The sequence below is a fragment of the Fructilactobacillus sp. X7R9C1 genome (assembly GCF_059901005.1).
Genome location: NZ_JBWXVG010000011.1, coordinates 1 through 25,849, shown reverse-complemented (window position 1 = coordinate 25,849; position 25,849 = coordinate 1). Strand labels below are relative to the sequence as shown.

The window sequence follows — 25,849 nt, the reverse complement described above, 5'->3', positions numbered from 1 at the left end:
TTAAGCTTTTTTATGATGCTTCTCAATTGCCTGATCACAAACGCCTAAAAGTTTATCAGCAGCATCACGAACTCCCATGTCATATGAGTTAGTAGCCATTTGCTTTCTTAATTCGGTGTTATGCATTAAAGAATCGACTTTTGTCACTAAAGATTGCCCATTCAAATCTTTTTCAGTCAAAATCATAGCGGCATTATTTTTTACGAGACTCATTGCGTTCTTAGTTTGATGATCCGCCGTAACATAGGGACTTGGAATTAAAATGGCCGGAATTCCAATGGCAGTTATTTCTGCAATACTAGTGGCACCAGCACGTCCAACAATTAAATCAACTTTAGGCAGAACCGCTGGCATATTTGAAATATAAGGTAAAACGGCAATATTATCGTTAATTTTAACGTTTTTTAAATCATTTTTAACCCCTTGATATCGCTTCTGGCCGGTAACAAAAACAACTTGGTATTTTCGTCGGTCAAATTCAGGGATCGCTTCTACCGCTGATGAATTAATCTTTAGTGCACCCTGACTTCCACCAAATATCAAAACCGTCGGAACATCATCTTTTAAACCAAACTCACTCCACTTAAAGTCGCTTTTCATATTAGCAACCTGCTGTGCCCGTGGATTGCCAGTGAAAACAACTTTATTTTCGGGAAACTGTTTTCGGGCATCGTCAAAAGCAATGGCAATTTCATCTACATAACGACTCAAAAAACGATTAGTGAGACCAACAACACTATTTTGCTCATGAATAACGGTAGGAATTCCTAACTTAGCTGCAGCATATACCACGGCTCCACAAACATACCCGCCGGTTCCGACCACAACATCTGGTTTAAACTTTTTAATGATTTTTTTTGATTCTTGGACACTTTTTAAAAACAACCAGATCGTTTTAAAGTTATACAGACTAAACAACTTCCGTTTGAATCCTTGAATTTTTAAGGCATCAAATTTAATTCCCTTTTCTGGAACAATTTTACCTTCCAATCCGCGATCGGACCCAACGTACAAAACCTCTGAATGAGGCTTTTGAGCTTTTAACGCGTCAATTAGGGCAAGCGCCGGATAGATATGTCCACCAGTTCCTCCCCCAGATACAATCATTCTCATTATTTAGTCTCCTTTTTCCCAGTTAGCTTCTCTACATCTTTGATGAATTCATCCCCACGATCACGATAAGTGGCAAATTGGTCCCAACTTGCATTAGCCGGTGACAACAATATGATATCTCCTGGTTTACTCATTTTAATCGCTTCCGGTACGGCTTCATCAAGGTCTTTAACTTTTTTAATTTGTGGAACACCAGCTTTTTTGGCAGCATCTTCTAACAAGTCGGCGGTCTCACCAAACAAAACAATTCCAGCTAAATTAGATTTAAAATCAGGAACCAGTTTATCAAAGGTATAGCCACGATCTAATCCACCTGCTAACAAAACGATCGGTTCATCAAATCCTCTTAAAGCCATTTGGGTGGCCTCAATGTCGGTTGCCTTAGAATCGTTATAAAACTCGCGATCGTCAGCAGTTAAAACATATTGAACACGATGTCTAACTCCACCAAAATTCTTTAATACTGAAACAATCGCTTCAGTAGAGATCTTATACAGTTTAGCTACCGCAATTGCGGCTAAGGCATTTTGAACGTTTTGTTCACCCGGAACCCGAATGTCCTTTTCATGCATGATAAATTCATCTTTAAAGTAAATATTGCCTTCAGAAACATAGGCTCCATTTTTGTACTTATCAGTGAGTGAAAACGGAACGATTTGAGCTTGACTACGCTTGCTTAATTCTCGCCATTCAGCACTATCAAAATTCATGATAAGAAAATCATCTTTGGTTTGGTTTTTAGTAATCTGCATCTTAGCATTTACGTAATTTTCACGTGTTTTGTGGTAATCCAAATGGTTGGAAAAAATATTAGTGATGACAGCAATATGCGGGTGAATTTTTGGAGTCCCCAGTAACATAAAACTCGAAATCTCTAATACTAAGACATCGTTCTTATTAACTTCTTGAGCCACTTTAGTGGCGGGAATTCCAATATTTCCTCCATCTAGGGCCGTTCCGTCTTTTTTACCCGCTTGTAACATTTTAGTGATCATAGTGGTAGTGGTAGTTTTCCCATTACTACCTGTGACCCCCACAATTGGAGCATCTGAGATTTCTGCTGCAAGTTCCAATTCCACAATGATCGGAATGTTTTTATCTTGAGCAGCTTTAACCAAATCATTATCGTATGGAATGCCAGGATTCTTGACCATCAGATCAATTCCATCTAATAGGGAAAGAGGTGATTCACCTGCTACTACTCTTACACCATCCGCTTTTAATTCATCGTATTCTTTAATTTGATCAGCTGGCTTTGCATCGGTTAAAGTGACATTTGCTCCCAACTTAACCAATAGTTTAGCAGCATTGGTTCCACTCATTCCAGCCCCAAAAACTAAAATATTTTTATCTTTATAATTGTCCACGTTTTTCATAATTAAAATTAAGCTCCCTAAAAATTAAATCATTGTAATAACGCCAGTGATTGCAGTAAACAAACCTACTAGCCAAAAGACAATATCAATCTTCCATTCACTCCATCCCATCATCTCAAAAGTATGGTGAATGGGGGTCATCTTAAAGATTCTTTTTCCAGTTAGTTTAAATGATGTAACTTGTAAGATGACACTGGCAGTTTCAACAACGAATACCAATCCAACCCATAATAACGAAAGTTCATGATGAAGCAAAATTGAAACGGCAGCTAAAGCGCCACCTAGTGCTAGAGAACCCATGTCACCCATAAAGATTTTAGCAGGCTTGTGATTAAAAAGCAGAAACGCGATAAGCGCACCCGCAACTGCCATGCAAAACATTTCAACTTCAAACTGGTGTTGAAAATGAGCGACAACGGCATACGCTACAAAGGCTATAATTGATAGTCCACTTACCAATCCATCCAACCCATCCGTGAGGTTAACGGCGTTAGAAAAGCCTGCTAGCCAAAAAATGATAAACAAAACATAGAAATACCCCAATGGAATCTCGCCGAGGTTAAAAAAGCGAATTGACATTGGAAATCCATCAGCATAGTAAACCCAAGCAAACACCAACGCTCCAATGACTTGAAGCAAGAACTTTTGCCAAGCTTTAAATCCTTCATTTTGACGCTTAAACAGTTTAATTGAGTCATCCCACATCCCAATTAGTCCATAAAACACAAGAACAAAGATTAAAATGAGCAGCGTTGACTTCAATTGGCTAACTACTAATCCATAGATCAAGCACGTAATAACGATTGCAATTATGAAACCTAATCCTCCCATTGTGGGCGTTCCACTCTTACTTTCATGCCAGCTGGGACCTTCCTCCCTGATCATCTGACCTTCATGCTTTGATCTAAAATAACTTATTAATACTGGCGTTAGTCCCAGTGTAATAATAAATCCTCCAATTAGTGGAATTAACCAATCCATCACTTTTCATCCTCTCAAAATTTATTTTAATTTAACTGTCAACGTAGTTTTGGGGGTAATTCTTTGACCTACATTGATACTCTGACTTTCTACTTTTCCTTTACCGCTGGTATTTAATTTGATACCCAATTGATCACTAAGCGTTTGAACGTCTTTTTCGCTCCAACCTTTAAGACTAGGCATCTTTAATACTCCACTAGTGATCAAAATAACGTGATTATCTCCTGAACCAGCACCGATCGCTGTTGGACTTTGCTTAGTAACCGTGTCACCATCACCAATCACAATTGGCTCCAGATGACCTTTACTAAGTTGCTCTTTAGCCACATCAGTCTTTTGACTAACGACATCTGGAACTTGCGCATCATCAGCTGTATTTTGGGTTAATGCCCGCTGCATAACTGGATTGAAGATTTGCGCCATCAATTGGGTAGCGGTCTTTCCACCATTTAAAGTGGGTTGTTTCATACTTACGTACATAATGTATCTTGGGTTTGAAGAAGGTACCATTCCAGCAACCGAATACAAGTAACTATCGTCACCATTCTCATAACCGCCAGATCCATTACTTACCTGAGCAGTACCAGTCTTTGCAGCTACTCGATATCCAGGAATCTTGTAATCTTGACCGATCCCATATGGCTTATAAACAACATCTTCCATATGCTTTCGAACGGCTTTAGCAGTTGAGGGTTTAATGGGATGTCCCAACGTTTCTTCCTTATAATTCTTAACCACCTTATTGTGATCATTGGTTATATCATCAACAAACCTTGGCTTGATCATTTTGCCGTTATTAGCAACTGAAGTCATAGCTTGCACCATCTGCAAGGCAGTTACTTGAATACCTTGACCAAAGGCAGTATTAGCCTGTTCAATTGGTAACTTAAATTGCATATTCCCCGAATCATCATCACCAAAAACTGAATTAGTATTCTTCAGAAACTGGAATCGATTAATGTAATCTTTCCAAGTATTTGGCCCCATCTGTTGTTCCAAATGTGCCATGGCAACGTTACTAGACAAGGCAAATCCCTTATTATAAGTGATCATTCCCCATCCTGTTGGTAGCCAATCTGGCACAATCTTACCATCAATATCATATTTACCTGATAGATAGCGCTCATTTCCATGGAAATTACCACTATCAATTGAAGCGGCTAGCGTAAAAATCTTCATGGTTGAACCTGGCTCAAAAGCATCTTGGGTTAATGTATTCCGCCAAATTCCACCTAATCCCTTGCCAGTTGTAGCATTGAAAGTTGGTCGTTGAGCAGCGGCTAAAACTTTCCCAGTCTTAGCATCAATCAGCATGGCATTCATACTCTTTGGATGAACCTGTGATTGTACCTCACTCATCTGGTTTTCAAGTAGAAATTCTAATCGAGAATCAATTGTGGTATGAACACTATTCCCGTTAACCACTGGTCGTTCTTTTTTATTATCATCAGGTACTTCGTAACCATAATTATCATGTCTTACTTCTTCATACCCATTTTTCCCACTCAGAACTTTATTAAATGACTTTTCAAGGCCCATTTGTCCCACTAAGTTTGTTTCCTTAGTCTTGTTATTGGTAACTGGAGAAGCCAACCCAACAATGTGAGATGCAAAGACCCCATTTGGATATAATCGACTCTGTTGTTGAACAAATTTGATGCCGGGCAAATGATGAGAAACAATTTTTTGTTTATCAACTAAAGAAATGTTTTTTCCCGGATTTCCAAATTCAACCTGAAAGGCTTGTTTCTTTGGTTTAAGGGTCTTAAGGGCCTCTTTGTAACTAATCGGCAAGTTTTCAGAAAGGATCCGAGCGGTTTTTTCAGGATTAGTCACGTAATCTGGTTTATCATCTTTAGTCTTTTGCGACTTGTTTAAAATAGCATAAATCGAGTAAGTACTGGTATCCTCAGCCAACGCTTGGTTATTGTTATCATAGATGGTTCCACGTTTAGACTTAATCACGTTAGTTTGGGCATACAAACTCTTTGTTTGCTGTGCCAAATTAACGTGATTCGCACTTTTGAAAATTGCTTTTTTAAAAAAAAAGCCGAAAATCAACAGGAAAACTACAATTACTAAAATCCGAAAATACATCCCAAATTTTTTTTGATTAGCAATCGCATTTTTCCGATTTTTTATCTGCTCTTGTTTTTTATTCATTTTGTGACGTTCCTTATTTGATCATTTGAAAGTTTTAATCCCGATCCTTTAGCAACCTTATCTAAACGTGAACTACTTTGAAGTTCATCAATCTGTTGCTTAAGTCCGGTATTGGTATTATGTATTCTTGTTGATCGACTCTCAGTATCTTGCAACGTTTGCTCGGCCCCTGAAAGTGAAATTCTTGTCCAAACCAATGCGACCGACATTAAGAATATCATCGCACATCCAACTACTAAAATTGTAATTTCCAGCTTAGGACTGAACTTATGTTCTCTTTGGGGAGTAGTAGTAACTCGCTTTGAATTGATCTGATTTCTTCGATATGTTTCATACGCGTTTCCATTTGAATATTCTTTTTTTGCTAGACCATTTTGTGCCAAAGTTCCCACCTCCTATTTAATTTTCTCAATGATTCTGAGTTTGGCACTGTGCGATCGATGATTTTGACTAAGTTCATCAGCACTGGGTAAAATTGGTTTTCTTTGGACCATTTTAAACTTTGGTTGCATTGAATCAGGTATGACCGGTAAATCATGGGGTAAATCTTGAATGGTGGTTTTTTCTTTAAAAATCCCCTTTACCAAACGATCTTCAAGCGATTGAAACGTGATTACACTAATCCGACCATGAACATTTAACATGTCTAACGCCTGCTCAAGTGAATCTTCTAAAGCGCCTAACTCATCATTAACGGCAATTCGTACGGCTTGAAAAACGCGCTTAGCTGGGTTACCACCATGTCTTCGTGCTGGAGCTGGAATGGCATCCTTAATGATTTCAGCTAATTGACTTGTAGTATCAATTGGATGATCAGCTCTATTTTTTTCAATACTACGAGCAATTTGCTTAGAAAATTTTTCCTCACCATAACGATAAAAAATTTTCACTAACTTTTCATACGACCAGTGATTAATAACTTCCCAAGCATCTAGATCATTTCTTTGATCCATCCGCATATCAAGACGAGCATCCTTTTGATAACTAAAGCCCCGCTTGGCATCATCCAATTGTGGTGAAGAAACTCCTAAATCATAGACAACCCCATCAATTCCAACGACATCATAACGTTTCAAGTCACGTTTAAAATTTCTAAAATTATCATGAATAAAAGTAATTCCATTATCTTTTAAGAACTTTTCTAAATTGGTTTGATTATAATCGATGGCAACTTGATCTTGATCAAAAGCGTATAAATGGCCATTTTTTAGTTCCGACAAGATCTTAGAACTATGGCCTCCGCCTCCAAGAGTACAATCAACATAGATTCCATTGGGCTTAACATTCAGACCACGAATAGCCTCATTTAATAAAACCGTTTGATGTTTAAACGTAGACATTAAAATTCACCTCAAGTTAGACATCAAGTAAATTTTCAGCAATATCGCTGAACTCACTCGCAGCCTCATCCGTATAACTATCCCACTTAGAAGCATCCCAAATTTCAAATCTAGTCGATACTCCAGCCAAAACACAGCTTTTGGTCAGGTCGGCATACTTACAAAGAGCGGTCGGGATATTGACTCGGCCTTGTTTATCAATATCACATTCAGTGGCCGCAGAAAAGAAAAAACGTGCAAACATTCGCGCATCTTTTTTGTTAAAGGGCAGTTCATTAATCTTATCCTGAACTTTTTGCCATTCATTCTCGGTATACCCAAAAAGACAGCCATCTAAACCACGAGTAATGACAAATTTATCTCCTAATAAATCTCTAAATTTAGCGGGAATGATGAGACGTCCCTTGGCATCGATGTTATGTCGATATTCGCCCATGAACATAATTCATCATTCCCTTCTCCCCTAAATATAAATTTAGTTTACCACAATAAACCACTTCCTACCACTTTGCCTCCATAAAAATCCACAAAAAATAAAAGCACTCCGGAAAACAAATCCCAGGAATGCTTTTATATCAGTGTATTATAATAATTTTTACAATCAAAGAAAATATAAAAATAATTATCCAATAAATGTCACTTATTCGCCAAAAATTAACTAAAAATTGTTTTGGCAACAACTGTCCTTCATCGATCACTCGGTAAAACAAAAAGATAATCCCAATTATCATCCAAGCCAAAATGAATAATGGCAAAAACGAAAATCCATGACTCGTCATAGTAATGACATGAACTAACCAAATTCCAATGATTGGAAATGAATCAAGAACACTCAGCCGTTGAAACATCCGATTTTTAGTAATGCGCTTAAAAAAAATAATAATAAAACCAATAATAATGAAAAGTAATAAAGGCTTAATTAATGACTCCACTAATAAATGTAGATTAGATATATAATTGACCATTTTTAACCTCGTAAATTAGGTATAATAAGTGATTTGCAATATTTTTAGTTCAAAGTTAGAATTGTGACAGTATGAATACTGAAAGTGGTGGATACTTTGAATAAATGGAAAGATAAAACAACGTTTCAAAAGATCTTAATGATCTTTGTTTGGTTAATGATTATTGCAACCATTTTATCAGTGGTTGCTGGATCAGCAGCTGCTTTCTTTGGTGGCATGTAAATTAATAATATCGTTTTAGGGCATTCTGAAGCAAATTCAGAGTGTCTTTTTATTTTTCATCATCAGAGGAAGGCTTCTTATAGACGTCTCTAGGTTTACTTCCATGCTGTGGTCCAATATACCCACGTTGTTCCATATCATCAACAATCCGAGCCGCCCGATTATAACCAATTCGAAACTGACGTTGAATCATCGACGTACTGGCTTTTTGTTCTTTTACAACAAATTTCAGAGCATCATCAAATAGATCATCCTCATCATCGTCTTTTTCTTCTTCTTTAATTTCAGCATCAGTAACCATCATTGAGTCATCATATTCTGGCTCAGCTTGTTTCTTGACAAAATCAATCACGTTTTCAACATCACTATCAGAAATAAAGGAACCTTGGACACGCGCTGGAATGTTTTGATCGATCGGGAGATACAGCATATCACCCCTCCCAAGTAATTTTTCAGCTCCATTCGTATCTAAAATTGTTCTTGAATCAACTCCACTTGATACCGCAAAAGCGATTCTTGATGGGACATTAGCTTTAATCAATCCGGTAATAACATCAACTGACGGACGTTGAGTTGCCAAAATCATATGAACCCCAGCTGCTCTTCCCATCTGAGCTAGTCTAATGATGGCACTCTCCACTTCATTTGAGACCGTCATCATTAAATCAGCTAGTTCATCAACAACCACTACAATGTATGGGAGAGTTGGAAGAGCCGTACCTTCAGTCCGATTCTTTTCTTGAATATACTTATTATATCCACTAATTTTACGTTGACCTGTCTGGGCAAACATCTCATAACGATGTTCCATTTCATCAACCACTTTATGAAGAGCGCGAGCGGCTTTCTTAGGATCTGAAACCACTGGGCTTAAAAGATGAGGAATCCCATTATAAACACCCAACTCAACTTTCTTAGGGTCAATTAACATAAATTTAACCTGGTCGGGAGTCGCTTTTAAAAGAATACTAGTGAGAATTGAATTAATTGCAACCGACTTACCACTTCCAGTTGATCCCGCAATTAACAAATGAGGCATTTTGGTAATATCGCAAGAAACAACGTCACCGTTAACGTTTTTACCCAAAGGAACATTTAAAATACCATGGTTATTGCCGGTCTGATTTTCAAATACATCCCGAAACGAAACGGTCGAAATTGCTTTATTAGGAACTTCGATCCCAATTAAAGATTTGCCTGGAATTGGTGCTTCAATCCTGATGTCTTTTGCTGCTAATGCAAGTGCAATATCATCACTCAAATTGACAATTTTAGAAACTTTTACACCAATTGCTGGATGCAACTCATATTCGGTAACCGATGGTCCTAAGCTTACATTTTTTACCTCAGCATCAACCCCGAAACTCTTTAAAGTCTTTTGTAGAATTTTCGTATTTTTATCGATCGCATTATATTCTGCAGTCTGATCTTGCTCTGGCACTTTAGTAAGGAGATTAGTTGAAGGAAGTTGATAGTGGTTACCAGAAGAATTATTTTCAAAAGTTGGTAAACTCGTTTTGGTTTCATTATCAAAATGATTCCGTTTAGGCTTCTTACTTGCAACCGTTATGTGAGGAGTATTCTCATCTTGTTTAACACCAACATGTTCCGTTGGCTTATTGACTGGAACAGTTGGTGAATTAACGGATGCTTGAGACCGCGAACTGTTCTTCTCATTTTCTTTTTGATGTCCTAGATAATCTTGAAACTGATTTGTCTTTGCTGATTGCTGCTTTTGTAATTTTCGATTATTTCGTCGCTCTTGATTATTCAGGTGCGCCCGATTAAATGACGCAATAATCGCAGTAAACCACTTAGCTGACCAAGTCAAAAAGCCTTTGAGCCACTTAATAACTGGTAGTTTAAAGAAGATGATCGCTCCAACGACCATTAAACTGTAAGCAAGGATCAAAGTCCCAACTAACGAGATAAGGGTATCGAAAAAAGATAATAACGTAGCGCCAATCATCCCACCCCCAACGTTACTAGTAGAGACACCGTTAGTAATATCAGAAAGTAACGCATTGAAGGTGGTGGACACAAAGTTAACATGGGAATTTAAAGAATTCGAAAAGGTAATGGATAAGTTTAAAATCCAACCAATAAATGCTATCAAAAAACCCAAAATATAATGGTAATCGATTCGAGGAATCTTAATTCCTAGAAGCAATAAGATGCCAAAAACACCTAGAAAAATTGCCAAAACCTGGTAGGCGTTCCCAACCACTAACCGAAATACATTAGCAAACAGGGTCCCCGCCATTCCTAAGCTGAAAAAGCCTAAAACGGCGATCAACATAAAAATCAAACCAATAATATTTAATTTCTTTTCACCGCAAAAGTTCTTTAATTTGTTCCAAACAGAATTTCTTTTTTTCCTTGGACGACGTTTTCTCGTTATGTTACGCTTTGTAGTTTTACGTTTTGTTTTTCGTTGAGCCAACTAAGGCACCCCTTCGCATTATTTTAATTTATCGTGCTCATAAGTATGAGTCACTTCAAGTCCAGCAAATTTCTGTTGCCTTAAAGCCTCATATATTACAATCGCACAAGTGTTCGATAAATTCAATGCTCGAATATGAGAATCATCTTGAGGAATTCTAATAGCTTGTTTGGAATACTGACGTTCAAAGTTTTCGGGCAATCCCGTCGTTTCTTTTCCAAACAAAAAATAATAATCCACGTTATCATCACTATAATTAGGATCTGTATACACCTTTTTCCCAAACTTTGAAACCAAAAACAACCTTTGCTTGTCTGGAATGGTTTTTAAAAATTCAGGAAGATTCTCGTGATAATTGATCTTAACCTTATCCCAGTAATCTAATCCAGCTCTCTTTAAGTGTTTATCATCAACCGAAAAACCCAATGGTTTAATTAAATCAAGAACGGTATCAGTTCCCGCACATGTTCTTGCAATATTGCCAGTATTAGATGGCATTAATGGTTCAAATAATGCAATATGATTAGTCATTTACATCCTCCAATAATTCGTTCAATAACTTTCTTTTTCAATTATATCACGCGTCTAATTCCATTTAAGCGCAAAATCGATGTCAATTCAGATCTATAATAGTTATAATTGTTGCAGGAGGTAGTTTATATGACAATCGTTGAACCACTTGTATCAAAATTTAGAGAGGTATCTGCTGAACTTGAAAGTTCTCAATTAAAAATTGCAATTAATCAGGAAATGATGACCCCTAGTCGTGGATTTATCGCAGAAGCATGTAAATATGCTCACGAAAAAAAGCGAAGCCTCGACGTCTTAATTTCATCAAATAATAATACTAGTACCTTTAATGATTCTGAGATAAAAATAATGGAAGATGATCTTTTCCAATGCCAAGAGTTAGGTGTTGATGGTGTCATTATTGGTGCTTTAAATGACCAAAATAAAGTCGACTTAGAGGCCATGGAAATTTTGATGGCAGCAGCAGGCGGCATGCAACTGTATTTTTCACCTGCATTTGATCAAATAATTGAAAAAAAATGGACTGATACTCTGAACTGGATTGATAACAATAACTTTGCTGGAGTAGTTGCATCAACCAGAATAGAAAGTTTATCTGCAAAAATAAAAAATTATCAGAATCTTCAGTTAATTCCACTCGTAGAGTCCAAAGATGAATTGGATAAGGTCCAAAAGATTGCTGATCCCAATATTATAATTAACAAAAAATAGCTTCAGCTATAAAAATAATCCCGTAACGCTAAAAACTAACGTTACGGGATTATTTGTTTTTCTCCAATCAATGAACTTTTTTAATGCTCAAAATGACGTGGTCCTCTGAACTTGTGCCATAGAAAAGCACCAACTCCAGCAACTACCACCACAATAATTCCTCCAACTACCCAGGGAGTAATGCTCCCATCTTTTTTCTCGTGCTTAGCATCATTTTTGTCATGATCTTTTTTTGCCTTTTTATTTTTCTGATTCTTCTTATCAGATTGATTCTTTTTATCCTTGGCATTCTTATCAGCATTGGGTTTTTGGAAATTATCTTTGGCCTTTGATTGATCCTTGGCTTTTTCATTTGTCTGATTATTACTAGTAGCATTTTTCTGGGTACCAGTAGCTGAACTATCACTAGTCCCGTTATTATTTTTATTCTTACCATTAATCTGACTACTATTACTACCATTGGAACTCACACCAGCATTAGCACGGTTAGGTTGTTTATTATTTGCCGTACTGTTACCAGTTGATGAATAAATAATCGTCATTTCCATAATATCTGTCGAACTATCACTACCACCAAATGTCATTTGGGGGCCATTACTATTATTTTGTCCATTTTGAATACTAGAATACTTGTATCCAGGAATGTTAGGAATCGACGCAATATAGGTACTACCAGTTGCTCCCATGGCGGTGGTTGCAGGACGAATTACGTGACCATTTTGATCAACGTAGTGAACTACAATCTCCCCTTGACCACTATTACCCTGCGCAAATTGAGTAGTTTGCGCATTAACATGTCCCACATTAGGCACAAACACTCCAATGGTGACCACTGCAAAACTAATTAAAATTAGTGAGGTTACTTTCTTTAAGTTCATAATCCATACTCCATTTCATTTATTTGAAAATGTTTAAGGGTGTTTCTAAAAATTATTTTCACCTAATTAATTTTAGTTCAAGTCGGCAACGTAACGGTAAGCACCTGAAGCTGCTCGGTATCTTAACCATGTGTATCCATTAGCAATTACTTTGCCATCATAAACAACGCTTTCTCCAGCATCATATTGTCCCACAACTTGTGAACTAGTACTTGGTGAAGTTCTAATGTTAGTAGCGTGTCTGAAAGTAAATCGGCCAGAAGTGGGAGTAACGTCTGATTGGTTGTTACCAGAAACAGAACCATTTCCTAATTCAGCAACATAACGGTAGGCACCTGATCCACCACGATATCTTAACCATGTGTATCCATTAGCAATTACTTTGCCATCGTACACTACTCGTTCACCAGCATTATATTGGCCTACGACCTGTGAATTAGTATTTGGAGCAGTTCTGACGTTTGTAGTTTGACCAAATGTATAAGTACCTGAAGTTTCAGTGACATTTGGTTGGTTGTTTGGAGTTGAAGTATTGTTATCTAGTTTGGCAACGTAACGGTAGGCACCTGAAGCTGCCTTATACCTTAACCATGTGTATCCACCGGCATTAACAGTACCGTCATAAACAACTCGCTCACCGGCATCGTACTGTCCCACAACTTGTGAACTGGTACTTGGAGCAGTTCTAATGTTGGTAGTTTGATTAAAGGTATACATCCCTGATTCTTGCTTAACGTTTGCATCTGGGTTAGGTGCGGGAGTAGAAGTATTGCTTAATTTAGCAACGTAACGATAGGCACCTGATCCACCACGATATCTTAACCATGTGTATCCATCGGCTTGGACAGTCCCGTCATAAACAACTCGTTCACCGGCATCGTACTGACCTACAATCTGAGAACTTGTACTTGGAGCAGTTCTAATGTTGGTAGTTTGACCAAAAGTATAGGTTCCAGAAGCTGGTGTGACATTTGACTCTGGATTTGAGGCTGGTACATCGCTTACCTTAGCGACATACAAATCATCACCAGAATATGACTTGTATCTTAACCATGTATATCCATCAGCATCAACCGTACCATTGTAAATCACACTCTCTCCAGCTTTATACTGTCCTACAACTGGAGCACTTAGACTTGGTGAAGTTCTAATATTGGTCGTTTGACTGAAGGTATAAGTACCAGAAGCTGGTTTAACATCTGGAGCTGGTAACGGGTTTCCTTCATCTTGAAAGGCGATTTGATCGATGCTAGTTAAATTATAGTTACGGACACAGTTAATAAGTGTCTGAGCATAACTAGGGTCAGTCGCATATCCATCATTTTGTAAAGCATAGGCTACACTCACGTAATCTCGTACACCAAGTAAGTTGCTGTAACGTGGGTTGTCTCTTAAGAAAGCACCATGGTCTTCAATGCTTGCAGCCCAACTTGGGTATAATCTAAAGGCTGCTTGAACAGTAACCCATTGACCATTAATGTATTCTTGAGTTGGAAAGTAGATTGATTGACCGTTATAAGAACCTTTGATTCCAAATAAATTGTTACCTTTAACGGCTAATCCAGATCTCCCCCAACCACTTTCAATGATGGCCTGAGCGATTGAAATTGATGGTAAAACACCATATTTCTTCCATCCAGCAATTGCACCAGGAGTCACCTTATTGATAAAGTCCTGAGTATAACTAGTAAAATTAGTGTTATTTGAAACATTAAAATTAGTATATTGTGATGGGCGTTGCACGTTTTGATTTACGTTGTTTTCAACGCTTGAATCATAATAACCAGGACCAATCTGCTTATCTGGAGTGGCAACGTCAGCCTTTAAGTTAACGTTTTGATTTTGATCTGCATTCTGTTGATGCTCATTATTATTTTCAGAAACTTTGTTCTCGTTTTCAGCATTATCAGCTGCCTTGAGAGCAACTTCAGAATTCTGTGCTGATTGTTGACTGGCATCAGCTTTTGTTACTTGCTGTTGATCACTAGTCTCTGAAACTTTTGGTGATTGTTGCTGTTCATTAGAGTCATTCTGATCTTTGACATTATTAGTCTCGGTCGATTTTGAAACAGCATTACTATCATTTAATGAGTTAGTTTGAACTGATTGATCAGTCTTAGTTGGTTGTTGATTATCAGTAGTAACTTCATTTTCGTTCTGAGATTGTTTAGAATCACTTGATTGTAATGTTGGTGTATGTACATTTGTTTCAGAAGAATTCTTAACTTCTGTATTTGTCTCACCATTTACTGATTCTGCTTGTTGTAACTGAGTGGCAGTCTTATTAGTGTTTTCCACTTGGGCTGAACCACTATTGTTTTGGGTTTGATTAGTGCTTGCAACTGTTGGTTGTTCTTGAACAATTTCCTTCTTTGGTTGAACATTTGAAGCCGGTTCACTTTCAGAAACTGGGACAGTACTTACCTTATCAGCATTTACTGAACTATTTAAGTTAAACGTGAACAATGCCGCACTGGCAAAGACAGTACCAATGGCTACTTTCATCCAGCCCTTTTTGGTTTTCACCAACTTGTTACGGCGTTTAGTCTCTCCGGTACTAAGAGCCATTTGGTTGTGCTTCTTAATGAGCTTCTTCATCAATTATCTCTCCTTTTCAAAACTGTAACATCATAATTAAGTATAACATCTAACGATCAAAAATTAATAAAAATATAAACAATATTAATAGTAATTATTCTAAAGTGAAATTTTAAAAATGTCCACCCCATTTACTTAATTATTTATTTTGGCTCATCTTTAATTCATGAAAAAATATAATTCTAGGACAACATTGTCCTAGAATTATACGTTTTAGCTAACCAAATATTATAAAAATCAATAAATCTTAATTCAATAACTCTTTAAAATCACTGGGAATTTGGGATTCGACTTTGACGTCTTTTTTTTCAAACGGATCAAAAAAAATTGTCTGATAACAATGCAATTTTTGCCGTTTATTGCTGTGTTCGTAAGGATTGTATAGCCAGTCTCCCACAAGCGGATAGCCAATTCTTGCAAAATGAACCCGAATTTGATGTGTTCGCCCCGTATGCAACCTAATTTTGACCAACGACATTCCATTATTAACCTTCAATGTCCAAAATTCAGTTCGACAATATTTGCCGTCATTTCTGACTTCTCGTTCGATAAATGATCCTGGTTTTCTACCAATTGGGAGCACAATCTGCCCGTGCTTGATGTTAAGTTCACCTAACACAACGGCAACATAATATTTTTTTACCTGTCGGTCTTTCAGTTGCTTATCAAGTACCGAATGAGCTAAATGATTCTTAGCAAAAATAACCGGACCACTCGTATCACGATCAAGCCGATTAACGATGTGAACCTTCTTACTTGGATAATCATTACGAACATAATAACCTAAAACACGATTTAAAATTGTGTCATTAGGATAAATATGTGAAGGAACTGAAGCAACTCCGACCGGCTTATCAATTACCAAAAAATTATCATTTTCAAATAAAATCTTAATCGGTAAATTTGAAACCTGCAAAAAATCATTTTGTTCTTCAGGTGGCAAAATAACCTTAACTCGATCACCACGTGATAATTCAAAACTAGTATAAACATCCCTACTATTTACCATCAAGTGACCACCATGATAACGAATACTTTTAAGCAGCGATCTGGTAACCCCATTTTTCATCACAAACGTTCTGACTTTCATGGGTTTATATTCATCATAAATCCAATCAAAACTAATCATCGTCAAGGGTTTCCCCAATGAATGAATTACTTACCCGCTGCCAAAAATGAGTGTGACGATATTTGGCAAAATAAATTCTTCGTTTGGAAATTTTGAATTTAATGGACTTAATTGGACGATCTTTAATTAATAACTGGTCGTATGTTAGAACGTTATGGAGTGATACCTCTGGCACAATCGTAATAGATTCAGTTGGTGGAATAATGATCGGTGAACCAATCGTTCGAAAAACCCGGTTATTAATTGAAGCCATCTCAGCCACTTGAATTGAATTGAACTTAGGCGAAATAATTGCTCCCCCTACTGATTTATTGTATGCGGTTGATCCAGTGGGAGTTGAAATACATAATCCATCGCCACGAAAGTTTTCAAAAAGTTCTCCTTTGATGAAGACTTTGGCCACCATCGTTCCGAACAGTTTTTTAAAGGTAGCCTCATTTAGCGCAATCATATAATCTGGTTGGCCACCATCAGCATAATCTACTTCGATATCTAATAAGGGATAGCTAACACTTTGACCATTATCATGCTTCAAACTTTCAACCAACTGGGTCACTTCAGTATCACGCCAGTCAGTATAAAATCCCAAATGACCCGTGTGAATTCCAACAAACCTAATCTTGTCAGTCAAATCATCGTAATGATGAAAAGCAGAAAGTAACGTACCATCTCCACCAACGGAAATTACAATTTCAGGATTAAGTTCATCAATTTCTAAATCTTTTGCATTTTCAATCTCTTTTGATAATTCCGATGCAATTCGACTCGAGGTCTCACCATCGTTACTATAAATTGCAATTTTCATTTTTGGTCCCTCGATTCGTGTTTATCGTGTTTATCGTTTTGATCCTTAAGATCTCGATCTAACTCTTGTTTAATCTCTAACATTTCTTCATCCAACTTATAAGCGGTTTCCGATGCCCCCTGTAACCTCTTATGAACTTCAGGAGGAAAAACATCAGGATGCTTATAATTTAAAGAATGTTCAATGGTAGCCCAAAAGTTCATTGCTAAAGTTCTAATTTGAATTTCAGCCAGAATATCCCTTTGCCCATCGACTAACTGCAAGGGATAACTAAATACAATGTGGTATGAACGGTAGCCACTGGCTTTCTCATTATTAACGTAATCCCGTTCTTCTAAAATATTAATGTCATTTCGTTTTCTAAGAATGTCTACTACCGTGTAAATATCATCAAGAAATTCACACATAATGCGCAACCCACAAATATCTTCCATGTCTTCAGACAAACGTGATTCTTCAATGTGACGTCGCTGCATCTTTTCCTTGATACTATCGATTGGCTTAATTCTACTAGTAACAAACTCAATTGGTGAGCGTTCACCACGTTCTAAGTACTCGGAGCGAATCCCACGTAATTTTAATTTTAATTCATTTGAAGCTTCTTGATATGGAAATAAAAAGTCATCCCAATTCTTCACCATAAAACAACAATCTCCAGTCTGTCATATTGTTCCAGAAACATAATACCACACTTAATTATCATCCCAGTATAATAAGAGTACTAAAACAAATTTATTGAATTTTTATAAAAAAATGATAATCTAGTAAGTGCGTCGTTATAGAAGAGAAAGATAACAAACTAGGAAAGGAAAAAGTTATGATTGAACTATATTTATTTGTAGACCCAACTTGCAGTGATTGTGCTGAATCTGAACAAACTATTGATCGTTTATCAAAGCAATTACCCTGTAAGACATCATTTCGAATCATTCCGATCATGAACCTTAGCGTTATATCAGGTAATAAGGAAGCTCACTCACAACTTCTTCCATATAAACTAATCCTTGATTATAAAGCAGCACTATTTCAAGGAGCAAAAAAAGGTCGAACCTTTTTATTTGCACTACAGCACGACATTCTAAAAAGAAACATGACTTACTGTGATAGCTTAGTTTACGACATTGCCCAAAAAGCTAATCTAGACTTGGAAATGTTTAAAGAAGACCGTCGTTCAAAATTAACTGAGAGCACCTTTCAATCTGATCAACAAATGATTTCAGAAATGAATATCTCAAATCATGGTAATCTAGTAATATTCGACTGTGATTCTTCAGACAACGGTTTACTAATTGATAAAGTTGACTACCAAGAGTTATTTGATATTTGTAATCACATAATTCAAAAGGAATCACGAGAACTTGATGGTAAAATTAAACAAACAAATAATCTAAGGGTCCTCTAGAATAAAAAAAGTGGTCTCGCACCTATTAGGTGCAAGACCACTTTTTTGTTACTAAAGCCAACCAAACTGGCTCTTTTCAGTATCTAGTTTATTAATTTCTTTCATTTCATCGGGTGTTAACTCAAAATTGAAAATATCCAAATTACTTTTAATCCGATCTGGTTTAGTGGATCGTGGTAAAACAATAATTCCATTTTGAATTAAGAAGCGAAGACCAACCTGACCAATGGTCTTATCGTGAGCTTGAGCAATCTTTCCCAACGTTTCATTGGTAAAGAAGCCGTTACGACCTCGTGCAAATGGTGACCAAGCTTCCAGTCGTAAATCATCTTTTTTAGCAACCGGCAAAAAGTCCCTTTGTTGCCGAAATACGTTAGTCTCAACTTGATCGACAACTGGTTTAATGGTTGCACTCTTCAAAATGGTACTGAGATCATCACCATAAAAGTTGGACAAACCGATGCTCTTTAGTTTACCAGCCTTAACGGCATCTCCCATTGCTCTGTAAGTTTCCGTTAAATCACCTGCAGGCCAATGATACAACATTAAATCAATATAGTCAGTTTGTAGTTTTTCCAGTGCTTCATCAATCATTTTAGTTGCTTCATCATAAGATTCTGGGCTTTCAATCTTAGTGGTCAGAAAAATATCATCACGGTTAACATCACTGTTCTTGATTGCATTTCCAACTTCACGTTCATTTCCATAATCACGTGCAGTATCGATCCCAGGATAACCATCTTTTAATGCTTGATCGACACTCTTTTCCGTCTCTCTAGCTGGAATTTCATAGGTTCCAAAAAAAATCTTGGGAATCTTAATCCCATTGTTTAATGTAAATGTTTCATCTCTAGCTGTCATGCAAACACCCCTCCTCAATTAATTACAAGTACAGCATATTCCTCTCACATAATATTTCAAACATTGTGCTTATAGTAAATCTAAAGCATTTTTTCCAATTCATCTAAGCGTCTTTCAAACTTATCAAAGGCTTGATTTAAATAATCCGGTTTAGTCATATCCACTCCAGCTGCTTTCATAATAGTAATCGGATCCTTACTACTTCCTGATTTTAAATAGTTCAGATACGAATCAATCTTTTTAGGATCTCCACTCATAACTCGATCCGCTAATGCGGAAGCAGCCGCAAAACCAGTTGCGTACTGATAAACGTAGAAATCATAGTAAAAATGAGGAATCCTGGACCATTCAAGTCGAATCTCAAGATCAGAAACAACGTCTTTTCCATAGTACTCTTGGTTCAAATTAAAGTAATATTTGTTCATAAATTCCGCAGTTAACGACTTTCCTTCTTGTTCTGATTGATGGATAAACTCTTCAAATTCAGCAAACTGAGTTTGCCGAAAAATCGTTCCCTTTACCCCATCTAAATAAGAATTAAGGACGTATTTGCGGACTTCTGGATCAGAATTATTTTTAAGTAAGTAATCAGTCAAGATATTTTCGTTAGTAGTTGACGCAATTTCGGCCACGAAGATTGAATAATCGCCGTACTGGTATGGTTGGTTATGAGATGTATAGTAGCTGTGCATACTATGTCCTGTTTCGTGCACCAAAGTGTATAAATTATCAAGATTATCTTGCCAATTAAGCAAAACAAATGGATTCGTATCATACATCCCAGATGAGTATGCTCCTGTACGTTTCCCTTTATTTTCAACTACATCAATCCAGCGGTTATTAAATTCTTCTTTAACGTGTTTAACGTAGTCAGGACCGTAAACACTTAGTGCTTTTAAAGCTTCATCCTTGGCTCGACCAAAGGAATACTTAAGACTTGGTTTTCCACTTAATGGCACGTACATATCATACATGTGTAATTCAGAAACATTTAAAGCTTTTTTTCTAAGCGCAACGTACCGATGAAATAACGGTAGGTGTTCATGAACACTTTTTACTAAGGTTGTATAGACAGTTTCAGGAATCTCATTTTCACTCATTGCCATTTGTCTTGCTGAATCATATTTTCTCGTCTGTGCTTCAAAGTTATGAACAGATACCTCTGCTGACAAAGTTGAAGCAAGCGTGTTTTGAAATTGATCAAAGGTGGAATAAAAAGCCCTAAAAGCATTTTTTCTCACTTCTGGCTTTTGCGACTCTAGAAGTAAACTATAAATACCGTTAGAAAGTCGCACTTTTTTACCCGACCCATCATCCACCTGAGGAAATTTAAGGTCAGAACTATCTAAGATTCCAAATGTCTTTTCGGGTGCCTCAAAAATTGTTGAAGCCCTAGCCATCAACTTTTCTTGGTCCTCAGGTAAAACATGATCCTGATTAACTAAAATCTTATCAAAAAATCTTCGATATTCTTCCAACTTTGGATTTTCCCTAATAAACTGTTCGATGCTTTCAGACCCTAAGGAAATGATTTCGGGTTCTAACCAAGACTGTGATTGTCCCACCTTACTTCCTAGTTTTTCAACCCGGTCCATGTCACTCTGTAATTCATTATTAGTAGTATCAACATCACTAGCTGACTGAGCATAAACATATAATTTTTCATATTTTCGATTCAAGTCCAATACTTGCCTAATTACACTTAAAAGCGATTCACTATTTAAGCCAAGTTGCCCTTTTAATTGACTAACTCTTCCAACTAAATCACTAACTTCACTATATGCTCGTTCAAACTCCGCATGATCCTTATACACAGTAGTCAAATCCCAAGTTAATTCTTTTGGAACCTCGTTTCGATTTGGCAAATCATTTATCTTTGACATTTTACAATCTCCATTTCATGAACGTTTCTTAATCATGCTTATCTTAGCATAAACATCTCTATACCATGTAAATTCTTCAACTCGTTCAATCTTTCCATCATCAATCACCAACAGCTTATTATGAATCAAACAAGCCACAAATCTTTGAATATAAGCCTTCCTTACATTTTCAACACTGGTTAGAAAAACAAATTGATCATTTGGATCAGCAAAATGGCTTTCTTGATATACTTTATCCATAAATTGAAAAATACTTTTACCAACCCACTTTTTTAGTTCACAGATGAAAATTATTTCCCAAGTCAACCACTGGTGACCAAAAACTGGAGGCAACATCCGATAATGATGACAAATAAGTGGACATCCAGTCACCGTCTTTCCATTTAGGTAACAGTATTCCTGTAATGCCATCATTCCCTGATCACGATAGCGAACTTTCTTCTCAATTTGTTTACATACTTTGATTAAATTGGGCTGCTTTAATTTATCAGATTGCTTTTTGTTAAAAAATTCAAACATTGAATACCAGCGTTTAAATGACTTCTCTCGGTAACGATAGACCCCATCAACTTGATGAATTTGGTAGCGGATAAAATATCGTGATCTAAAAGAATTCATATAAACAAGATAGTACCCCGTGTTTTTATGATATCTAATGAATTGAAGTACCGAAGGACTCGAAACCTTCTTTTTATAATATTTCATTCCCAAAATCCAAGAAGATTCCAAGCCAATTGAATGGTAACCAGCTACCCGCTTACTCAACTGTTTAAAGCTAATAGGGCTGCATTGATACTCAATTGCCATATTACTCAAAAGAATATCCGCTCGTTGTTTTAAAGCTGGTAAATATACCTCTACATCAGCATCACATGGTAACGAGTTTAATATGATGTCTTTGCCAAGTGTATGCGCATAAGATTCACCGGCTCCCGTTTTACACTTCGAATTTGCTTGATGAGCAAAATGTGGAATTTTATTAATACCTTTTTTCAAAACCACCAATTCACCACAATCACAGCAATAATATTTATGATTCCTTTTGGCATCTCGTGCCATAATTAGCTTTCCATTTTCTAAAGCCATTAACATAAAAAAGACCCTTCGCAATATACGAAAAAAGATTCGCTAAATGCGAATCTTTTTACTTAAAATAATATGCAATTGTTTCAAGTGCATCACCAACCGTAATTTGCTTACCATACTTCTTTAATTTGTCTTCAGTCAGTGGTGCAATTTTCCCATACTCATAAACAATTCCCATTTCATCATTAATCATATGATTAAGGTCATCAAGATTAGAATTACCCTCACTATCGTATTGACCATTCAAATAGTATCTAAACATAATAATATACGAATTTTGATATTGATACAAATCAGTTTTTAATTCTACTGAATGGCGGGGAGTAACTTCTTTCCATTTATTGGCAAGACCAATTAAATCATCAAATGAATTGAATTTGATTGGAATTAGTCGTTTACCAGTCTTTTTATCAAAGATATCATACATCTTGCGAATATCATTAACGTTTTTTCTGGTTCGTTGCTTCCTATTTTCATTTAATGGAGGTAACATCCCACCATTATCACCAATTTGATTTGAAATATTCTTATCTTTACTAATAAATAACTCTAATCCATCTTGGCTAGGAAGAATTTGAAACAAAACCGTATCTGTATCCGTAAAGTCTTTTTCAACGTCAGCTTCATCAAGAATGCTATAGAAAAATTGTTCACATTTTTCTCGATTCCCTAAAAGATCAAGCATTCCAATTCCATGTTTTTTTAAGTCTTCCTTGTTAATCAATACACGGATTGTATCTTTATTAACACGATGGAATTTCATAAAACGAATCGCCTCCTAAATCCTAATTGCCTTTCTTATTTTAGGCAATTCAACATTAACCTTTTTACCAGCGGCTTGTTGTGCTTGCTGTAACAATTTTACGTGACTACCACTTTGAGGGAGATGACTTATTAACAGGTTCTTACTATCTGACAATCGAGCTAAGTGACCCGACTGTTTAGAAGTCATATGCCACAATTCACCATCCACGTCCTCAAAGAAATTCGTATCTGATATTAACATATCAGAGTTCTTAACAAAATTAATTAGACCATCAAAATAACGTGTATCAGCTGTATAACTCAATACTTTTCCAGATGATCGTTCAACAATCTTCATCGCAAAGGCTGGCACGGGATGAATCGTCTTTAAAAATGTGACTGTAAATGGTCCCACTTCAAGTTCACTATCAGCACTAAAGGGTTCTTTCTCAGTCGAATTGGGCCAATCTAACTGGTTGTAATGAATCTGATCAGCTGTGTTTCCGTAAATTGGCAAAACATCGGTGTCATAACGTTTATCATGTAACTGCCAATAGTACTGTAACACCCCAACATCTGCGATGTGATCTGCATGATAATGTGACAAGATAACTGCATTTAATTTTAGTGGATCTAAAACCCTTTCTAATGAAAGCATTACTCCGCTCCCACAGTCAATTAACAAATTAAAGTTACCGCTAGTAACTAAATATCCACTAGTACCAATTCCATCATAAGGATAACCACCATAATCACCTAAAACCGTAAGTTTCATTTTTATCCCCCATTTCCAAAAATTAGGACATTTTCCTTTTAACTCATTAGGATTTATTCTAAACTAATTATGAAGCAATTTACATCAAAAGGAAGTTAATAATATGATAAGACAAATTTCTGTAACATTTGGCACGAAGAATGTATTAGTGCACATCATGAAAAGTAATCCTGAAAGGGATTTAGCACTATTCTCCACCAACAATAATGATTCAGGCCTCCAGCTCCTGGATTACAGTGGAAAGGAATCAATTTTCAAAAGTCCCATCACTTATGACGTCCTTTCACACGTTGGCGAAGACAACTGGAGTTATTTCATTAATTATGTAGAACTTTCACCATCAGATGACCAACGTAAAGTTTTAGATGCAAACATGAACACCTTCATGAGTAGTCCTGAATTACCAAGTGGGATGTTTTCTGGATACTATATGTCAGATTCAAAAGATCATACTAAACGTATTATTCTCACTTTGTGGCGTGGAGCATACGCATACAATGATTGGGCTAATCGTCCTGAAAGTATTGTTTCTAAATTCAAAAACGATCCTAACATTGATTACCGCTCAGCTAGTTATCAACGGGTTGCACCAACAAATAATTAATAGATATAAAAAAAGAGATGAATTATTCATCTCTTTTTTTATATGATAATGATACGGTTCGTACGAGACTCGAACTCGTGATCTCCTGCGTGACAGGCAGGCGTCCTAAACCAACTAGACCAACGAACCAAAATTGCGGGAGCTGGATTTGAACCAACGACCTCCGGGTTATGAGCCCGACGAGCTACCAGACTGCTCTATCCCGCGATAATTATATAGTAAAAATAATGATGACCCGTACGGGATTCGAACCCATGTTACTGCCGTGAAAGGGCAGTGTCTTAAACCACTTGACCAACGGGTCATAATAAACGGAGAAGGAGAGATTCGAACTCTCGCGCCGCTTGCGCGACCTACACCCTTAGCAGGGGCGCCTCTTCAGCCACTTGAGTACTTCTCCAATGGGTCTAGGTGGACTCGAACCATCGACCTCACGCTTATCAGGCGTGCGCTCTAAACCGACTGAGCTATAGACCCAAATAAAACAAATAAAAGCGGGTGACGAGAATCGGACTCGCGACAGTAGCTTGGAAGGCTACGGTTTTACCACTAAACTACACCCGCATAAAAAATATTAAATTAAGTGGCGCGGGACAGAATCGAACTGCCGACACACGGAGCTTCAATCCGTTGCTCTACCAACTGAGCTACCGAGCCATTTAAGCGGTTCGTACGAGACTCGAACTCGTGATCTCCTGCGTGACAGGCAGGCGTCCTGAACCAACTAGACCAACGAACCAAAATTGCGGGAGCTGGATTTGAACCAACGACCTCCGGGTTATGAGCCCGACGAGCTACCAGACTGCTCTATCCCGCGATAATATAAAGGAGGATGAGAGATTCGAACTCTCGCGCGATTTGACTCGCCTGACGGTTTTCAAGACCGTTCCCTTCAGCCAGACTTGGGTAATCCTCCAAAAACAACAAAGTAATTGTAACATATAAGTCAATAAACCTCAACGCCCACCAAACAGCGTTCGGATGGACCTTGTAGGACTCGAACCTACGACCGGACGGTTATGAGCCGTCTGCTCTAACCAACTGAGCTAAAGGTCCAAGACCTAATCGCGGCAGAGGGGATCGAACCCCCGACCTCCCGGGTATGAACCGGACGCTCTAGCCAGCTGAGCTACACCGCGATTTAAGATACATAAAAGTATCTAATCGGGAAGACAGGATTCGAACCTGCGACCCCCTGGTCCCAAACCAGGTGCTCTACCAAGCTGAGCTACTTCCCGA

General features: G+C 37.2%; 24 protein-coding genes and 13 tRNA genes. 4 read left to right on the top strand and 33 right to left on the bottom strand.

The window, feature by feature from the left end; all coding sequences use genetic code 11:
- The 8 genes from murG to AC6UD0_RS06385 all read right to left on the bottom strand — a co-directional run bounded on the left by murG (nucleotide 1) and on the right by AC6UD0_RS06385 (nucleotide 7,938).
- Nucleotides 1-1,113 (bottom strand): undecaprenyldiphospho-muramoylpentapeptide beta-N-acetylglucosaminyltransferase, encoded by a 1,113-nt coding sequence (gene murG / locus AC6UD0_RS06420; protein ID WP_500693931.1) that lies wholly within the window; start codon nucleotides 1,111-1,113, stop codon nucleotides 1-3.
- Nucleotides 1,113-2,489: a UDP-N-acetylmuramoyl-L-alanine--D-glutamate ligase gene (gene murD, locus AC6UD0_RS06415; protein ID WP_500708511.1), complete on the bottom strand. Its 1,377-nt coding sequence runs from the start codon at nucleotides 2,487-2,489 to the stop codon at nucleotides 1,113-1,115. The genes murG and murD overlap by 1 nt, the downstream gene beginning before the upstream one ends.
- Nucleotides 2,490-2,513: 24 nt before the next feature.
- Entirely contained in the window at nucleotides 2,514-3,470 is a 957-nt protein-coding gene (mraY, locus tag AC6UD0_RS06410; protein ID WP_500708510.1) for a phospho-N-acetylmuramoyl-pentapeptide-transferase, read from the bottom strand.
- 21 nt (nucleotides 3,471-3,491) lie between these two features.
- Nucleotides 3,492-5,633 (bottom strand): penicillin-binding transpeptidase domain-containing protein, encoded by a 2,142-nt coding sequence (locus AC6UD0_RS06405; protein WP_500708509.1) that lies wholly within the window; start codon nucleotides 5,631-5,633, stop codon nucleotides 3,492-3,494.
- Nucleotides 5,630-6,016: a cell division protein FtsL gene (locus tag AC6UD0_RS06400; protein WP_500707039.1), complete on the bottom strand. Its 387-nt coding sequence runs from the start codon at nucleotides 6,014-6,016 to the stop codon at nucleotides 5,630-5,632. Before AC6UD0_RS06400 ends, AC6UD0_RS06405 begins: the two co-directional genes overlap by 4 nt.
- Nucleotides 6,017-6,028: 12 nt before the next feature.
- Complete coding sequence (gene rsmH / locus AC6UD0_RS06395) at nucleotides 6,029-6,973, bottom strand: 16S rRNA (cytosine(1402)-N(4))-methyltransferase RsmH (protein ID WP_500707038.1); 945 nt, start codon at nucleotides 6,971-6,973, stop codon at nucleotides 6,029-6,031.
- Between the two features lie 16 nt (nucleotides 6,974-6,989).
- Entirely contained in the window at nucleotides 6,990-7,415 is a 426-nt protein-coding gene (gene mraZ / locus AC6UD0_RS06390) for a division/cell wall cluster transcriptional repressor MraZ (protein ID WP_500696584.1), read from the bottom strand.
- 133 nt (nucleotides 7,416-7,548) lie between these two features.
- A complete protein-coding gene (locus AC6UD0_RS06385; protein WP_500693938.1) occupies nucleotides 7,549-7,938 on the bottom strand; it encodes a DUF3397 family protein in 390 nt (129 codons plus the stop codon).
- A 96-nt stretch (nucleotides 7,939-8,034) separates the two neighbouring features.
- Between AC6UD0_RS06385 and AC6UD0_RS06380 the strand changes: the two genes are divergently transcribed.
- Entirely contained in the window at nucleotides 8,035-8,160 is a 126-nt protein-coding gene (locus AC6UD0_RS06380; protein ID WP_500693939.1) for a DUF4044 domain-containing protein, read from the top strand.
- Between the two features lie 49 nt (nucleotides 8,161-8,209).
- On the opposite strand, the gene AC6UD0_RS06375 is transcribed toward AC6UD0_RS06380, so the two are convergent.
- Together AC6UD0_RS06375 and AC6UD0_RS06370 are read right to left on the bottom strand one after the other, a co-directional pair.
- The gene (locus AC6UD0_RS06375; RefSeq protein ID WP_500708507.1) at nucleotides 8,210-10,603 is read right to left on the bottom strand and encodes an FtsK/SpoIIIE family DNA translocase; all 2,394 of its coding nucleotides are present in this window, start codon (nucleotides 10,601-10,603) and stop codon (nucleotides 8,210-8,212) included.
- Nucleotides 10,604-10,621: 18 nt separating this feature from the next.
- On the bottom strand, nucleotides 10,622-11,134 hold the full coding sequence (locus tag AC6UD0_RS06370) for a tRNA (cytidine(34)-2'-O)-methyltransferase (RefSeq protein WP_500708505.1): 513 nt from the start codon (nucleotides 11,132-11,134) through the stop codon (nucleotides 10,622-10,624).
- A 129-nt stretch (nucleotides 11,135-11,263) separates the two neighbouring features.
- On the opposite strand from AC6UD0_RS06370, the gene AC6UD0_RS06365 reads away from it, so the two are divergent.
- A complete protein-coding gene (locus AC6UD0_RS06365; RefSeq protein WP_500693942.1) occupies nucleotides 11,264-11,845 on the top strand; it encodes a copper homeostasis protein CutC in 582 nt (193 codons plus the stop codon).
- Between the two features lie 80 nt (nucleotides 11,846-11,925).
- On the opposite strand, the gene AC6UD0_RS06360 is transcribed toward AC6UD0_RS06365, so the two are convergent.
- From AC6UD0_RS06360 to AC6UD0_RS06340, 5 genes are all read right to left on the bottom strand, one after another.
- Nucleotides 11,926-12,723 (bottom strand): MucBP domain-containing protein, encoded by a 798-nt coding sequence (locus tag AC6UD0_RS06360; RefSeq protein ID WP_500708503.1) that lies wholly within the window; start codon nucleotides 12,721-12,723, stop codon nucleotides 11,926-11,928.
- 72 nt (nucleotides 12,724-12,795) lie between these two features.
- Nucleotides 12,796-15,321: an SH3 domain-containing protein gene (locus tag AC6UD0_RS06355; protein ID WP_500707034.1), complete on the bottom strand. Its 2,526-nt coding sequence runs from the start codon at nucleotides 15,319-15,321 to the stop codon at nucleotides 12,796-12,798.
- A 247-nt stretch (nucleotides 15,322-15,568) separates the two neighbouring features.
- Entirely contained in the window at nucleotides 15,569-16,450 is an 882-nt protein-coding gene (locus AC6UD0_RS06350) for an RluA family pseudouridine synthase (RefSeq protein ID WP_500695521.1), read from the bottom strand.
- Nucleotides 16,443-17,255, bottom strand: a complete 813-nt coding sequence (locus AC6UD0_RS06345; RefSeq protein WP_500693946.1) for an NAD kinase — start codon at nucleotides 17,253-17,255, stop codon at nucleotides 16,443-16,445. The genes AC6UD0_RS06350 and AC6UD0_RS06345 overlap by 8 nt, the downstream gene beginning before the upstream one ends.
- Complete coding sequence (locus AC6UD0_RS06340; RefSeq protein ID WP_500707033.1) at nucleotides 17,252-17,896, bottom strand: GTP pyrophosphokinase; 645 nt, start codon at nucleotides 17,894-17,896, stop codon at nucleotides 17,252-17,254. The genes AC6UD0_RS06345 and AC6UD0_RS06340 overlap by 4 nt, the downstream gene beginning before the upstream one ends.
- Nucleotides 17,897-18,072: 176 nt before the next feature.
- On the opposite strand from AC6UD0_RS06340, the gene AC6UD0_RS06335 reads away from it, so the two are divergent.
- Entirely contained in the window at nucleotides 18,073-18,657 is a 585-nt protein-coding gene (locus AC6UD0_RS06335) for a DsbA family protein (protein ID WP_500693948.1), read from the top strand.
- A 51-nt stretch (nucleotides 18,658-18,708) separates the two neighbouring features.
- Here the strand turns inward: AC6UD0_RS06335 and AC6UD0_RS06330 are convergent, their stop codons facing one another.
- The 5 genes from AC6UD0_RS06330 to AC6UD0_RS06310 form a co-directional block, all read right to left on the bottom strand.
- Complete coding sequence (locus tag AC6UD0_RS06330) at nucleotides 18,709-19,518, bottom strand: aldo/keto reductase (RefSeq protein ID WP_500707032.1); 810 nt, start codon at nucleotides 19,516-19,518, stop codon at nucleotides 18,709-18,711.
- A gap of 80 nt (nucleotides 19,519-19,598) precedes the next feature.
- Nucleotides 19,599-21,401, bottom strand: coding sequence for an oligoendopeptidase F (gene pepF, locus AC6UD0_RS06325; RefSeq protein ID WP_500708501.1), 1,803 nt, complete (start codon nucleotides 21,399-21,401; stop codon nucleotides 19,599-19,601).
- Between the two features lie 15 nt (nucleotides 21,402-21,416).
- A complete protein-coding gene (locus tag AC6UD0_RS06320) occupies nucleotides 21,417-22,460 on the bottom strand; it encodes a competence protein CoiA (protein WP_500708517.1) in 1,044 nt (347 codons plus the stop codon).
- A gap of 85 nt (nucleotides 22,461-22,545) precedes the next feature.
- Nucleotides 22,546-23,250, bottom strand: coding sequence for an adaptor protein MecA (locus AC6UD0_RS06315; RefSeq protein WP_500707029.1), 705 nt, complete (start codon nucleotides 23,248-23,250; stop codon nucleotides 22,546-22,548).
- Between the two features lie 15 nt (nucleotides 23,251-23,265).
- The gene (locus tag AC6UD0_RS06310) at nucleotides 23,266-24,006 is read right to left on the bottom strand and encodes an MBL fold metallo-hydrolase (protein WP_500707028.1); all 741 of its coding nucleotides are present in this window, start codon (nucleotides 24,004-24,006) and stop codon (nucleotides 23,266-23,268) included.
- Between the two features lie 103 nt (nucleotides 24,007-24,109).
- Here AC6UD0_RS06310 and AC6UD0_RS06305 point away from each other — a divergent pair, with 103 nt between their 5' ends.
- The gene (locus tag AC6UD0_RS06305) at nucleotides 24,110-24,610 is read left to right on the top strand and encodes a hypothetical protein (protein ID WP_500693954.1); all 501 of its coding nucleotides are present in this window, start codon (nucleotides 24,110-24,112) and stop codon (nucleotides 24,608-24,610) included.
- A gap of 54 nt (nucleotides 24,611-24,664) precedes the next feature.
- Here AC6UD0_RS06305 and AC6UD0_RS06300 read toward each other — a convergent pair.
- The 13 genes from AC6UD0_RS06300 to AC6UD0_RS06240 form a co-directional block, all read right to left on the bottom strand.
- Nucleotides 24,665-24,739, bottom strand: a tRNA-Asp gene (locus tag AC6UD0_RS06300).
- A gap of 4 nt (nucleotides 24,740-24,743) precedes the next feature.
- Nucleotides 24,744-24,817 (bottom strand) — tRNA-Met (locus AC6UD0_RS06295).
- 24 nt (nucleotides 24,818-24,841) lie between these two features.
- Nucleotides 24,842-24,914, bottom strand: a tRNA-Glu gene (locus AC6UD0_RS06290).
- Between the two features lie 8 nt (nucleotides 24,915-24,922).
- Nucleotides 24,923-25,010 (bottom strand) — tRNA-Ser (locus AC6UD0_RS06285).
- A gap of 2 nt (nucleotides 25,011-25,012) precedes the next feature.
- Nucleotides 25,013-25,087: transfer RNA gene (locus AC6UD0_RS06280), tRNA-Ile, on the bottom strand.
- Nucleotides 25,088-25,103: 16 nt separating this feature from the next.
- Nucleotides 25,104-25,174, bottom strand: a tRNA-Gly gene (locus AC6UD0_RS06275).
- A gap of 20 nt (nucleotides 25,175-25,194) precedes the next feature.
- Nucleotides 25,195-25,267: transfer RNA gene (locus AC6UD0_RS06270), tRNA-Phe, on the bottom strand.
- Nucleotides 25,268-25,274: 7 nt separating this feature from the next.
- Nucleotides 25,275-25,349: transfer RNA gene (locus AC6UD0_RS06265), tRNA-Asp, on the bottom strand.
- 4 nt (nucleotides 25,350-25,353) lie between these two features.
- Nucleotides 25,354-25,427 (bottom strand) — tRNA-Met (locus AC6UD0_RS06260).
- 9 nt (nucleotides 25,428-25,436) lie between these two features.
- Nucleotides 25,437-25,526, bottom strand: a tRNA-Ser gene (locus AC6UD0_RS06255).
- A 66-nt stretch (nucleotides 25,527-25,592) separates the two neighbouring features.
- Nucleotides 25,593-25,666: transfer RNA gene (locus tag AC6UD0_RS06250), tRNA-Ile, on the bottom strand.
- A 9-nt stretch (nucleotides 25,667-25,675) separates the two neighbouring features.
- Nucleotides 25,676-25,749 (bottom strand) — tRNA-Met (locus AC6UD0_RS06245).
- Between the two features lie 25 nt (nucleotides 25,750-25,774).
- A tRNA-Pro gene (locus tag AC6UD0_RS06240) sits at nucleotides 25,775-25,848 on the bottom strand.
- Nucleotide 25,849: the final 1 nt, after the last annotated feature.